This window comes from Erwinia sp. 2186, from assembly GCF_057812255.1.
The window spans coordinates 1,880,299-1,893,456 of record NZ_CM173824.1 but is presented as its reverse complement, the minus strand read 5'-3'; the positions used below and the strand labels follow the sequence as shown (position 1 = coordinate 1,893,456).

At 51.1% G+C, this 13,158-nt stretch carries 13 protein-coding genes; 9 read left to right on the top strand and 4 right to left on the bottom strand.

Translation table 11 applies throughout. The features are described from left to right. Positions 1-74 precede the first annotated feature (74 nt). Positions 75-476 carry a winged helix-turn-helix transcriptional regulator gene (locus ACXKZG_RS08655; protein ID WP_488876030.1) on the top strand — a complete coding sequence of 134 codons (402 nt, stop codon included), beginning with the start codon at positions 75-77 and terminating at the stop codon, positions 474-476. Positions 477-972: 496 nt separating this feature from the next. Here ACXKZG_RS08655 and ACXKZG_RS08650 read toward each other — a convergent pair whose 3' ends face one another. Further along, positions 973-1,422 (bottom strand): hypothetical protein, encoded by a 450-nt coding sequence (locus ACXKZG_RS08650; protein WP_488876029.1) that lies wholly within the window; start codon positions 1,420-1,422, stop codon positions 973-975. 271 nt (positions 1,423-1,693) lie between these two features. Between ACXKZG_RS08650 and ACXKZG_RS08645 the strand changes: the two genes are divergently transcribed. From ACXKZG_RS08645 to ACXKZG_RS08635, 3 genes are all read left to right on the top strand, one after another. Continuing rightward, complete coding sequence (locus ACXKZG_RS08645; RefSeq protein ID WP_488876242.1) at positions 1,694-2,134, top strand: SDR family NAD(P)-dependent oxidoreductase; 441 nt, start codon at positions 1,694-1,696, stop codon at positions 2,132-2,134. A 151-nt stretch (positions 2,135-2,285) separates the two neighbouring features. Further along, positions 2,286-3,518: an MFS transporter gene (locus tag ACXKZG_RS08640; protein WP_488876028.1), complete on the top strand. Its 1,233-nt coding sequence runs from the start codon at positions 2,286-2,288 to the stop codon at positions 3,516-3,518. Between the two features lies 1 nt (position 3,519). Beyond that, positions 3,520-3,729, top strand: a complete 210-nt coding sequence (locus tag ACXKZG_RS08635; protein ID WP_488876027.1) for a DUF6434 domain-containing protein — start codon at positions 3,520-3,522, stop codon at positions 3,727-3,729. A gap of 75 nt (positions 3,730-3,804) precedes the next feature. Here ACXKZG_RS08635 and ACXKZG_RS08630 read toward each other — a convergent pair whose 3' ends face one another. Then, positions 3,805-4,716 carry an alpha/beta fold hydrolase gene (locus ACXKZG_RS08630; RefSeq protein ID WP_488876026.1) on the bottom strand — a complete coding sequence of 304 codons (912 nt, stop codon included), beginning with the start codon at positions 4,714-4,716 and terminating at the stop codon, positions 3,805-3,807. A gap of 376 nt (positions 4,717-5,092) precedes the next feature. Next, the gene (locus ACXKZG_RS08625) at positions 5,093-6,085 is read right to left on the bottom strand and encodes a threonine ammonia-lyase (protein ID WP_488876025.1); all 993 of its coding nucleotides are present in this window, start codon (positions 6,083-6,085) and stop codon (positions 5,093-5,095) included. Between the two features lie 51 nt (positions 6,086-6,136). On the opposite strand from ACXKZG_RS08625, the gene ACXKZG_RS08620 reads away from it, so the two are divergent. From ACXKZG_RS08620 to ACXKZG_RS08605, 4 genes are all read left to right on the top strand, one after another. Next, positions 6,137-6,475: an ArsR/SmtB family transcription factor gene (locus ACXKZG_RS08620; protein ID WP_488876024.1), complete on the top strand. Its 339-nt coding sequence runs from the start codon at positions 6,137-6,139 to the stop codon at positions 6,473-6,475. Positions 6,476-6,659: 184 nt separating this feature from the next. Next, the gene (locus ACXKZG_RS08615; RefSeq protein WP_488876023.1) at positions 6,660-8,867 is read left to right on the top strand and encodes a DUF4401 domain-containing protein; all 2,208 of its coding nucleotides are present in this window, start codon (positions 6,660-6,662) and stop codon (positions 8,865-8,867) included. Further along, positions 8,860-9,390, top strand: coding sequence for a GDYXXLXY domain-containing protein (locus ACXKZG_RS08610; RefSeq protein WP_488876022.1), 531 nt, complete (start codon positions 8,860-8,862; stop codon positions 9,388-9,390). The genes ACXKZG_RS08615 and ACXKZG_RS08610 overlap by 8 nt, the downstream gene beginning before the upstream one ends. A 191-nt stretch (positions 9,391-9,581) precedes the next feature. Further along, positions 9,582-9,995, top strand: a complete 414-nt coding sequence (locus ACXKZG_RS08605; protein ID WP_488876021.1) for a hypothetical protein — start codon at positions 9,582-9,584, stop codon at positions 9,993-9,995. 606 nt (positions 9,996-10,601) lie between these two features. Here the strand turns inward: ACXKZG_RS08605 and ACXKZG_RS08600 are convergent. Further along, entirely contained in the window at positions 10,602-11,492 is an 891-nt protein-coding gene (locus ACXKZG_RS08600) for a LysR family transcriptional regulator (protein WP_488876020.1), read from the bottom strand. Between the two features lie 121 nt (positions 11,493-11,613). On the opposite strand from ACXKZG_RS08600, the gene ACXKZG_RS08595 reads away from it, so the two are divergent. Beyond that, positions 11,614-13,155, top strand: coding sequence for an MFS transporter (locus ACXKZG_RS08595; protein WP_488876019.1), 1,542 nt, complete (start codon positions 11,614-11,616; stop codon positions 13,153-13,155). Positions 13,156-13,158 lie beyond the last annotated feature (3 nt).

The following is a 13,158-nucleotide window of genomic DNA, read 5'->3' as shown; positions in this document are numbered from 1 at the left end:
GTCACTTAAAAACGTCATCCTGACAGCTGAGATTGGCTGGTTCAATTAGGCACACGCATGATACCGGAGGGGATATGGAGTCTGAACGGGAAGCGCTTTTGCAATTTTCCAAAGAATTTTGTGCGGAGTTAAGCAACGATGATGAGGGATTAAAGCGTGAGATCCTGGCACATGCAGGTAATCGTTGGTCGCTGGGCGTGCTGCATATTCTCGGTACTCATGGGCCGCTTCGCTATGGCGAAATACGCCGCACCCTCACGGGAGTCACGCAAAGAATGCTGACGCGAACATTGCGCCACCTGGAACGGGACGGGTTAATTTCCCGTTTTGATTATGAGGAAAAACTGCCTCATGTTGTTTATACAATTACAGCAACGGGAAAGGAAATGCTGTTGAAAATGCTGCCATTATGGACGTGGATTATCACATCAGCCGAAGATTTCCGTGCATCCAGAACACAATATGATGCCGATTGAGTGTCCGGGCAAAAGAGTGTTAGAGAGAGACGATAGGACTCATGAATGTCGACACATTGATCAAAGCAGTCTGTTAACCATGCTGTTTTGTATAGTGAATCAGCATCGGATTTGATGCCCCTCGGCTTATGGCTGTGCGGGTTCAAGTTCAGCCCCGGGTACCATTGATTCAGAAACAGGCCACCGTCAGGTGGCCTTATTTGTGTCCATAATCTTCCGTATTCTTCCACAACTCCATGTTATTCTTAGATTAACTTCTCCCTCAGCGATTTTCCGGCGACCTTCAACCTGTCCGCATGAATCCGTATTTTTTCCATGGACCGCCACGCTATTTGGGGGCTCGCACACTCGGGTCTTAGTAAGACCCCCAAATTCCGCTAACAGATCTCTCAATCCGCAATGCAGCCGAGTGACACATACTTCCATCCCGCTGGGGGCTATCAGTGAAGCAGGTAAACACAGAGTTTTGGCTTGGGTATACGTATTCATCCATCCCCTAAAACGGCAACCGAAACCATATGGCCCACAGGATATAAACGCCACCCGCGAGAAATAACAGGCGATAGACCCAGACAATGGCGTTTTCCTGCCGCAGGTAAAATTTCAGCGGGTTACGGTGCAGGTTGGCCGCATTGTGAGTTTTATGAAAGTGCGTCATCTGTTGCGCGCCTCTGCTGGCTAGTGCAATCATAAAACTGGTCATCATGATCATCACTAATGCCATATAGCTTTTTGCCAGAAGCCCTAGGCTCAGGCGCAGCCATGGACTGTCGCCCTTGTGCAAGACGACGACGCCATGTTTTTTAAGCGCAATCGCAGCAAAGCTAAGCGTAAGGTGTACGACGAGAAGGATGATGAAATGCTTCGCATTGGTGCGGAAAGTATTCTTCAGTGTGATACCAAAGATCCAGGCGAAAAACAGCAGTGTTGATGCCAGCCACATCATTGAGTTTAGAATCATTCCAGGCCTGCTCAGTAAATTACTCAGTGGCATATTTTTGCCGAATGACGGAAAGAGCGCCAGGATGATTTTTGCTGCTAAATCGTAACTGACAATATTTCACGAATACTCGATCGTACATATACAAAAGGCCAGCGTCCGCTCCACGCTCTTAGCAGACCTGCTACCGATCTCTGTTCGCTTCACGCAATCACACATTAAGCGAGCTCATGAGAATACTTTCCCGTTGTTTTGCAGCCACTAAGCCTTACGCACAATTAATTCACAAAATGGTGGCGGTATCGCTTTTTGCAGTGCCTATTGCGCCGCTAAATTTGGTGTTGAAGGCTGGATGGAATCATTGGCATTGGAAGTGAAAAAATTTGGCATTAATAGCATGTTAGTTGAACCCGGATTCTTCCGTACAGAGCTGTTATCCCATGATTCAACTCACTATGCCGAACTCTCCATCAATGATTACGCCGACGATACCCGGGCGGCAAAAACAGCGTGGCAGGGCATGGACGGAAAGCAGGGAGGCGATCCGCAAAAACTGGCTGAAGCACTCATTCAGCTTGCTAAGCTTGAACACCCACCGGCGCGTTTTGCTGCCGGAGCTGACGCATTCGAAACGTTTGAAACTAAAGCTAAAGCCCTGAAAGATCAAGCGAATGCCTTACGTGAATTATCTTCCTCACTCTCCCTGGATACCGATTGATAAGGGTTAATGACTGGAGCCACTAAAGTGGCTCCCTTGACCTTGCACGCCCTTCCCTCCAATCTGTATGTCGTCGTCAGACAAACACATCAACCCAGGCCAGCGCGCCCGGGTATTTTCATGATGATAAAACTTTCCGGGGCGGGTGTTGATGAGATTACGTTCACTGCAGGTTCTCTGTCTGCTCAACTTCTTTATCGCTGATGTCCGCGACGGACTTGGGCCGTTTTTAGGCATCTTTCTGGTGTCCCATCACTGGCGGGCGGAAGAAATTGGTCTGGTGATGACGCTGGGCGGTCTGGCGGGACTGTTGGCCACGTTCCCCGCGGGGATGATCGTCGATGCCACCCGTTATAAACGTCTGTTAATTATCACTGCCTCCCTGCTCATTACCTTGAGCGCGCTGGCCCTCTGGTTTTTCCCGACGTCCGCCGTGGTGATTTTATCGCAAATTATTACCGGTATCGCGGCAGCAATCGTCGCGCCCACCATTGCCGGTATCACCTTAGGCATCACCGGTCAGAAAGGGTTTTTGTCACAGATGGGCCGAAACGAAGCCTTCAACCACAGCGGCAATATGGCGGTTGCGGTGCTGGCGGCGTTCACCTGCTGGATCTGGGGCACCGGGTCGGTATTTTTACTGATGACTACCATGGCGGTTTGCGCCGTGGTCTGCACATTAGCGATCAATAAAAACGATATCGATCATGATGTGGCGCGAGGGATTGAAAAGCACGAAGGCCCTGCCGTTTCTGTCTCAGTTCTGGCATTGCTCAAGCGACCTGAACTGGCGGTAACGGGGATAACCCTGCTCCTGTTCCACCTGGCCAATGCGGCACAGCTGCCGATGTTAAGCATGCAGGCCGCCTCTTCTCCCGCAGGTTCTCTGTTCACGCCTGGCACCTATGCCGCTCTCACGGTCGCGATTTCTCAGGCGGTGATGATCCCCGTGGCACTGCTTACGGCGAGGTACGCCTCACAGTATGGCTACGCCAGGCTTATCGTGATTGCGCTGCTCGTGTTGCCTTTTCGGGCAGCAATTGCGTCGTTCTGGAGCAATGAATTCGTTTTATTTCCCGTGCAGGCGCTGGACGGTGTCGCTGCCGGTATTTTGGGCGTGTCCGTCCCCGGACTGATTGCCGCACTGTTTAATGGCTCAGGGCATATCAACGCCGCGCTTGGGCTCGTAATGTTACTGCAGGGACTGGGCGCCTCACTCAGCCCGGCGTTGGCTGGCACCATCGTCAGCCATACCTCATGGAGCTTCGCTTATCTTATTTTGGCGGCCATCGCGCTCTGCGCCCTTTGCATCTGGCTAATATTCAGCAGGCACGTGTTTAAATCACTTCAACCTGAGCAAAAGACGTTGACGGGGGATAAGTGAGTTGAAAATCGATTGGCATAGCGCAATACTGACACGAACCACACTCGTCGATAAAAACTACAAAAATACCCAGAACGTTCGTCGTTTTATGGTTAAAGAGTGTGGGGAAGACTTTCGATTCAATCGGGAATTTATGATGTGGATACGTAATGAAGATGCCAAAACATTGGGGGACGTGGTAGACGAGTGGAAGCGCAGACATCTGTCCTAATGATGGATCGGGGCTTGTGCGAGTGACGGACAACAGATACTGCTCCATCGTCAGCTTGATGTGCATCAGCATCCTTTATTGATTTAAGAAAGACTCTACCGCGCTGGAAAACCGTTCTGGCTGATCAAGCATGACAAAGTGAAAACTGTCATCGATCCGCGTGAAATGGATATCGGGTGCAGAAGCATAGGCTTGACGGTACATTGCATCCACACTGGCCGCAGGGATCCCGAATAAGGGGTCATACGCGTAGACGATTTCTATCGGCGCTTTGATGCGGGCGAGTTCGGGACGCAGATCGGTAATCATCAATTCATACACGGCATCCGCAACCGTTTTGCGATCGGAATTGATCCCCGCAGCCACTAAAGCTGGCCGTGCTGCCTCGGTCTTAACCAATCGGATGATGGATGTTCTCTGAGACTCTTTGATTTGCTCCGGCGACTGCCCCAGTAGCCAATCCCGCGTAGTTGTGGCGTGCCGGACAGCAGTTTCGGTGGTCGCCGCAGGGTCAATCATCAATGTATAGAATGGCAAGGCATCGACGATCATCAAACGACCGACCTGGTCGGGATGACGGGCCCCCAGCATCAATGCAATCTCCCCGCCAAGAGAATGGCCAACGATCGCCGGTGCTTTGAGGTGCTGGGTTTGAATGTAATCGGCGATGGCCTCTACTGCCGGAGCGACGACCTTTCCCTCTGGATTGGAAATAGCAGGCGTACTTGCAAAGCCCGCAAGCTCAACAAGATGAATACGGTGGCTCATACGTAAAGTTGATGCTAAATCGGCCCAAACTTCGCGGGACGACGCCAGCCCCGGAATCAATATGACATCCGGTCCAGAGCCTTGCGTCTGTACAGAGATACGCTGCGAATTAGAATGCTCTGAAGGTGTCGACATAGACTGCGTTGCGGACGCTGTGACCAAGACTGACATCAATAAAACAACCCCTCCGATGGTGGCACGAATATATGCGGCAGGCATGAGTTAAGTCCTTGTTATTTATCCCTGATAAACCGGGGCATCTGACAGAAGGGTTAATCATTAAAGATAAAATCATTGAGGGAGGGATACAAGGGCTTTGGAATGTGCCAGTTACCGTTCTTCACCGACAGTGATAAACGTTAGTCGGCTCCTCGCTCATAGCGGAGCTTTCCTAACCAGAGGTCCGCTGTGTGCCAGAAGCGGACATTTATGAAAATTGCAATGGATTACACGCTGCGATGTTTCTCCAATTTGATATCGTGCCGTTAATCTGTTTTTTATTACCCCAGCTCAAAGCCTGAGTAATGAATGAAGCCGTTAAGATCAGAACGTTGCACAATAAGAGCTCAGCCGCCCTTAACTCCGCTGTGGTTCTTCATAGCGACGCCTCATTAACCAGCTTGAGATAGCGGGGGCCCGATATGTTTCTACCGCTCACCACGCAGACAACTTTACGCCCGCTCAGTTCTTTTGCATAACGAAGGGCTGCCGCAACTGCGGGTACGCCTGAAGGCTCTACAACATGGCTGTGCAGATTAAGCATTAACAGCATCGCTGCTTTGATTTCGGCTTCTGAAACCAGAAGAACACGATCGACGCGATCGCGTATAAGTGGCCAGGTTATCGCTTCAGGCTCTATATAGCCACTTATGCCTTCAGCGATTGACGACGATATTTCCACTGGGATCGCCTCACCAGCATCTTTCCAGCGCGCAAACGTCGGGCTTGCTTCACTTTGCACAGCCCACACTTCGGCTTCAGGGTTTATGCCCTTGATGGCTGTTGCGATACCGGAGGCCAGCCCGCCGCCGCCAATGTTCACGAGAATAACGTCAGCGTCTGGCCAGTCTTCCATGATTTCCAGGCCGACGGTGCCGCCTCCGGCAATCATCTGCTGATTATTATAGGCTGAGACGAACGTTGCACCGGACTGTTGTGTTGCGACAATGGCTTCCTGCCTTGCATCTTCAATGTTGTCAAAAAACGTAACCTGAGCACCATAATTTTTCATTGCAGAAACCTTAATCGGGTCTGCTGAAAACGGTAAGAATATGGATACGGGTATGCCAGCTGCATGTCCCGCACAGGCAAGCCCTAAACCATGATTCCCTGCCGTCGGGGCGATGACGCCAACACGTCGCTGGTCTGCATTAAGACTGGCAAGAACGTTTGCAGCACCTCTCAGCTTAAAGCTACCAGTGTGCTGAAGATTTTCCATCTTGAGCCTGACCTGCGTCCCAACAAGAGCAGACAGCGGGTGCGAAAGCTCCAGCGGAGTTTTGCATACCGTTGATTTAATTCGCCCGGAAGCTGCATAAATATCTTTCAGCGTGACACTGTCTGTTAGCCTTTCTCTGTGGTTTGTCATAGTATGCCCCTAAAGTTATATAAGAAAATTACTATATAGGTGATTGGCTATATGCACAATTCAAAGACATCAATGGCCGATTTTTTTCGTGCCCTTGGTAATGAGCATCGGCTCGTGATTGTTAAATGGCTGTCCGATCCAGAATCACATTTTCCGGTGCAGCAGGACGGTGATCTGATTAAGGATGGTGTGTGTGTCGGCTTTATCACCGAAAAAATTGGTTTGAGTCAGCCCACCGTGACAGGCCATCTGCAAATTCTTGCTAAGGCCGGAATTGTGACATCGAAACGTATCAAGAACTGGGTATTCTATAAACTTGATCGTCAACGGATGGATGAAGCAACGGCAATGTTGTCTGGATATGGGAAGCTGGCGACGGGTTCACCTTAACAGCCATAATTGGGCAGTATTTGTATTTATTGGTGAGTAAAACCAGTAAGTGTTTATATATCGCTCCTGGCGTACCCGCCTTTCAGATAAATTTATTCAGTCATCGTTGTCTGTTGTCATCTTTTGCAAAATTGTCGTTTAACTTCATCATCAAAGTCATACCGCAAACAGAGGCAGGGAAAGTATGAGGGAGCTTGCACCCGATGGCATCACCGGGATGCCGTCAAGGACGGCAGAGTATCTTTGTCGCCAGATCGCACGCCTGCTGAAAGGAGGAAGCCTGACCCCGGAGGCCTGCCAGCGTATCTTTGCTTTCTGTGGAATCAGACCGTCAGATGCTCAGTGGCGTCAGTTTCTTATCCCGGTTCTTTCCTGTCTGGGATTACTGTCACTGGTTGCCGGAGCGGTGTTCTTTGTTGCCTGGAACTGGGCCTGGTTGCCGAAAATGGTGAAATTTGCCCTGGCCGAGCTGTTGATCGTCGCGCTGGCGGTGACTGTCTGGTGGCGCTGGTACAGCACGCTGGCACGCAACGCATTACTGGCGACAGGGTTAAGCTTCGGCGCCCTGTTTGCGCTGTATGGACAGATTTATCAGACCGGCGCTGACAGCTGGGAGCTATTCCGGGCCTGGTTATACGTTCTTCTGCCACTGGCGCTGATTGCCCGGCAAAACAGCCTGTGGTTTAGCAGCTGGCTGGTCGCTAACCTGGCGTTCCAGCTCTATTACAACACCCTGCCGTCGTCACTGCTGGATCTCGCCGTGTCTGACAGTTTAACCAGGCTCCCGACCGCTGTGCTCTGCGGGTATCTGTCGTTGCTGGCAGCCTGCCTGATTGTCAGGGAGGCGCTGGCCTGGCGCGCGATAACGCATCATCCCGAGAGCTGGCTGGCAAGCCGCTGGTTCTCGCGGGTCATGGCGGGATTTTTACTGCTGCTGCTGACCGCCATCGTGACCGGGAGCCTCACTGACTGGGGCGGCGGTATCCGCCTTCCTTATATCACGGGCGGTTGGGTGATCACCCTGCTGGCAGGTTATTACCTGTACCGTTACCGCTATCAGGATCTCTGCATGTTGACGCTGGGCATCGCCAGCCTGACCGTTGTTGGCTGTGCGCTAATTATGCAGTTATTTCTTTTAGCCTACGATACGGGTGATCTGTTTTTGACCGGCTCTCTGATAGCATTCTGGGTAGCGGTAAATGGTTCAATTCTGCTGAAGTGGCAACGCAAAATGGTTGAAAAGGGGCCAATCGATCTGGTTCCGGCGAGGCTGACCTTACTGACAGACACTTTACGTCAGCAGGGTTTGCTGAGCGCCTCACAGGTTGAGGAAATTAAGCAACGCGGTCACGCATCCGACCTGCCCTGGTATCTGAGGCTGGCGCTAAGCGTCGGAGGCTGGCTCGCAGCAATCATCATTCTGTTACTGATGATACTGATGCTCTATGCCACTGAACTGCTTGAGGATCCGAATGCTGCCACCCTTATTATTCCTTCGCTGCTGCTCGCCGCTATTGCGCGTGGCCTGTTAAGCAGTCAGCGTGACGGTAAACATCACCTCGGGCTGGCATGGGCGATTGCGGCAACGTGCGGGCTGATATCCGGCGTTGTGCTGCATATCCAGAGCAATGACGTTAGCTTTATTATGCTGAGTTCACTGTCTGCATTGCCAATTCTGGCCGCGATGGCGGTGGCTATGCCCGACCGCACTTACCGTTTTATGGCCATCACTGCCCTGACCTTTTTCCTGGTGCTGGCGGGCCATTCTCTGGCCCGGATCCACCTGTCCCCGATGGGGGGGCGCCTGGCTGTTTCCACACTGGTGGCGGCGGTCGTATTTTTGTGGATGTGGACTGTCAGTCATCAGTTGAGGCTACAGGCAGGGCCGTATACTGACGCGGTACATCCACTGCTATATGGCATCCCGTGTGGTCTGATTTTGCTGAGTTTCCTCGGGATAAACGCGGCGTATCTCACGGATTCCTTCTGGTCAGAATCGCAATTTTCCACGCTTGAGTCTGCGACAGGCACAGGGATCGCGGCAGGCTTAGTGCTGAGTGTGCTCAGTCAGAAAAGGCACAGCCAGCTCCTGTTTTCGATTATCACGCAGCCCGCCGCGCTTATCTGCGGGGCTGCCGCCCTCTATGCACCGGGTATTGGGCTGGGATTGTGGTTAATTCTGATGGCACGTCATCAGGGAAGTCTGGGGTTGCTGGTAGTCAGTGGCGGTTTCATGGTGCTGTATGTCATTGGCTGGTATTACTTCCTGGAGGTAATTCTGCTGCAGAAATCCCTGCTGCTGCTGGTCAGCGGTCTGGTTTTGCTGGGGCTGTCATGGGGAGTCACAAAAGTATTACCCGCACAGATCGGAGGTGCCAGTGAGAATGCATAAACAGAGCCGATGGCTGACTGGCGCTGTGATAGCGCTGGCGCTGATAGCCGTCAATGTCAGCATCTGGCAAAAAGAGCAGTTGCTAAAGCAAGGCGCGGTCATGATTTTACCCCTTGCGCCGGTTGACCCGCGATCCCTGATGCAGGGTGATTACATGGCGCTGAATTATGCCCTCACCCGCCCTCTGGAACTGACGTTATATCAGCAGGCTGAAGCCTGCGGTGCGACCCTGTCAGCGCCATGCTTGCCAACCAACGGAACCCTGATTGTTGACCTCGATGCGCAGCGTCATGCGATTCAGGCCCGTTTTGATCAGGGTGAACCTCTGCAGCCAAATCAGCTGCGGGTGAAATACCATCAACATTATGGCTCGTTGACCGTCGGCACTAACGCCTGGTTCTTTCAGGAAGGTCATGGCGAGCGTTTCGCGCAGGCACGTTACGGGGCATTTCGGGTGGGAAGCGATGGCACAGCAATCCTGACGGATCTGCTTGATCAGAAGGGTAAGGCGATTCAGCCTTAAGGATGCGAGACGCTCACTGGCCTGGCGCTAAAATACCCTGACAGCTGGTCTTAATGTCCTTATTGCCCGGCCGCCCGTCACAGGTCGATACGAAGACGCTGTGCCGGAAGCCTGTTTTGCTATCAAGCCTCGTGCCGAAAATTTAAGCGGGTACGCTGCATCAATATAACTGCTCAGACATTGAGAAAATTATGACGAACATTATTGACGACAACTGGATTAGGGGATCGGTGATATCAGCAATATTTAGTAGTGTCGTGGGTTCATTACTGGTTTTAACCTATCTTTCCTGGGAAAAAAGCAGTACACCCGTAGTGGGTCTCATTTTTACTTATTTTTTCATCGTTATGATGAGTATTATTGGCACCACGATGGGTTCTTTAATAATCGGCATGCCATTAGCGATGATTTCAAAGCGATTTTATCCTGACGCTGCCCTGAAGGGGAGCTTTTTTATCGTGTGCTCTGCGCTCTTCATGTGGCTGGTTGTACTGGCATGGCCTGTTATCAGGATATGTGAAACGCCTTATTCAGATGTTTTGCTTTTAAGCCCCTATGCTTTCTGTTCAGCTGCCGCACTTGCTTATCTGGTTTACTGGGATTGATGCATATGGTTTCAATCAGTATCGAGACTGATGGACCGTTAAAGAAAGGAACTAATGGTCTCATTTTTCGGCCAGACATATGGAAACAGGTGAGTCCAGCGTGTCGGAATTCCGATGTCTTCCGACACCCCTGTGCGCAGTTTTAATTACAAACTCATCTGAATGTTGAATGCATAAAGTTCACATGACAGCATGGACTTACACTCCACCTGCCAGATAATCATGGATGTTACTGAAAACAGGTTGTATATCATTTGAAATTACTGATTTACCTTAAATAAGTTATCCCTCTCACCATCCAGGTTAAACTCACCCTAAACAAACTCGCTACAGATATTATTAACAGCTCTGCCACGCACATCGATTTGCATTGATCTATTCTGATGGCGCAAGTTCAAACACTCCAGTGTTCAGGGCACTGCTAATGAACCCGGTGTTCGGACAGAAATAGTTAATGAGTTTTAGCGGACACTTTACATTTTATCCTGAAGTAGAGGTCAGGCCTGTGGTTGCTTACCACCCTATCGACTTGCACTGACTGAATTCAGTCTTTGGAACAATGAACGCCATATGGTTTTCTGCCATGCACTAACTGCCTGGTACAGATTACAGAGACAGGCCGGACTCACCAATAAAATCGACAAAGCAGCGTATTCTCGGTGAGAGATACCGGCTGGCCGGCCAGAGTGCCGAGAAAAACCCCTGCCTGGTACAGCTACCTGGCAATACCTCTTTCAGTTGCCCCGTGTTCAAAGATTCGCGAACGACAAAACCGGGTACATAGCAAATCCCCATACCTGACAGGCTCAGGCGAACAGAAGCCTCTATATTATTTACGGTCAGAAAAGAGACTGTCCTCGAGTCAGCACCCGGGCACATACCGCGCAGTTCCCAGGGTTGGAGCAGCCCCGTTGAAGGAAAACGAAAAGAAATGCACCTGTGCATCGTTAAATCCGCTGGCGAGCCGGGTACGCCATACTCATTCAAATAGTCAGGGCTGGCGCAGAGCACAAAACGAAAATCACCAACCTTTTTAGATTTCAGTCGGGAGTCCGTCAGTTCACCGCTTCGTATGGCCACATCAAATCCTTCATCAATGATGTTTACCAGTCGGTCGCTGAAATCGAGATCGAGTTCTACATGAGGATAACGGCGGGAAAACTCCGGCAGAAGAGGAAGGATCAACCTGTAACCAATGACAGGAAGTGAAACCCTGAGCTTCCCGGCAGGCTGCGCTAAGCTGCTCGTCAGTTCTGACTCCGCCTCCTGTAATTGCTCAAGGATATGCTGGCACCGGATTAATAAAGCAGCCCCTTCCGCTGTCAGACTCACGTTTCTGGTGCTGCGGTTTAAGAGACGTACGCCCAGTTTGTGCTCAAGTCTGGCGACATTCTTCCCGACCGCTGAGGCAGAAATCCCAAGCAACCTTGCGGCCTGTACAAAACTCAGCGTCTCCGCTGTCCGCACAAACGAAGTAAGAGAGGTCAGACTGTCCATTGATTATAAACTTAATGTCCGTTAAGAAGAGATCTGCAGTGTATTTATTCACTCTAATGTCTGCAATAACATTGCTGAAGTTTGTTAACCCATCCGCTTTTCGGAAACATAAGGTCACCCAATGGCAACTTCAGCCAGAACACCCAGTCCATATGCCAGGAATTTGGCAGCCTTTTCTGTCTATCTGGCGGCGATATTGCTGCCGTTAAGCTTTACCGGTGGTGTAATCTCCACGCCGGCAATACAACAGGCTCTTGGCGGCTCGCCTGCCGCGCTGTCATGGCTGACGAATGGATTCATGCTGACTTTCGGCAGTTTTTTGTTGTCAGCTGGTGTTGCTGCGGATGTTACTGGCAGAAAGCGCATTTTTACCGCAGGTTCAGCCCTGTTTTGCCTGAGCAGCGTTATGATCTGCCTGACACAGGATATCTTTATGGCTGGGTTGTTCAGGTCACTGCAGGGTCTTGCGGCGGCCTTGATATTGGCCAGCGGCAGCGCTGCACTGGCCCGTCTCTATGAAGGTCCGGACAGGACACGGGCCTTCAGCATACTTGGCACTATGTTTGGCGTGGGCCTGGCGTTCGGCCCTGTGTTGATGGGTTTCATTACGGATGCTTTGGGCTGGAGATGGTTATATGTCATGTTAGCTCTGCTTTCAGGCATTGTAATTTTGACCGGTGCTACGTTTCTGCCAGCATCAGAGGAGAGCGTACATCAGAAACCAGACGGCACAGGATTAATCATGTTTACTGCAGCCCTGATGTTATTTACATCAGCGGTGATGCTTGTACCTGCCTTTGGGTTTTTATCGTTTCCCACACTCGCCCTTTTCATTTCCTCCATGCTGCTTTTCAGCGGGTTTGTAGTGCGTTGTCTGGGGGTTGAAAATCCTGTTCTGGATATCTCTCTGCTGCTGCGCCCGCGCTTTGCCGGCGTTCTACTACTGCCGATAGCAACATGCTATTGCTATGTTGTACTGCTGATTATTGTTCCGCTGCATTTTATGGGCGGTGACGGGATGAGTGAGTCCCGGAGTGCTTTTTATCTTATGGCGCTGACGTCTCCAATGCTGGTTTTCCCGTCCATTGCCGCACTGCTGACACGGTGGTTTTCTCCGGGAGCCGTTTCAGCTGCGGGACTTATTATTGCATCAGTCGGGCTGCTTTTCCTCGGATACGCACTACCGGGTAACAGCAGTAATTTTCTTGTACTTTCACTGATTATGACGGGTACCGGCGCTGCGCTTCCATGGGGACTGATGGATGGTCTGGCACTTTCAGCTGTATCTGTGGAGAAAGCGGGCATGGCCGCAGGCCTCTTTAATACCGTTCGCGTTGCCGGAGAAGGGATCGCTCTGGCGATGGCATCAGCATTTTTAACAGAAATAAATGATTTGAATCTGAAAAAAACCGTTCACGGGTATGCGCCAGAGGTCATTCACCAGGCTGCCGCATGGCTGGGTGGCGGCAGTACTGAGCAGGCCGCTGCGATGTTACCCGGTATTTCACGATTATTGCTTCAGGACAGTTATGACACTGCGTATACGTTTCTTTTTAGCGTTCTGGCTGCTGTCACGCTGATTTGCGCGCTAATGGTCTGGATCACGCTGGGTCGGCAGAGGCAAGGCTATGCTGCAGGCAATACGCTGGCCAGAGATGAGTGAAAA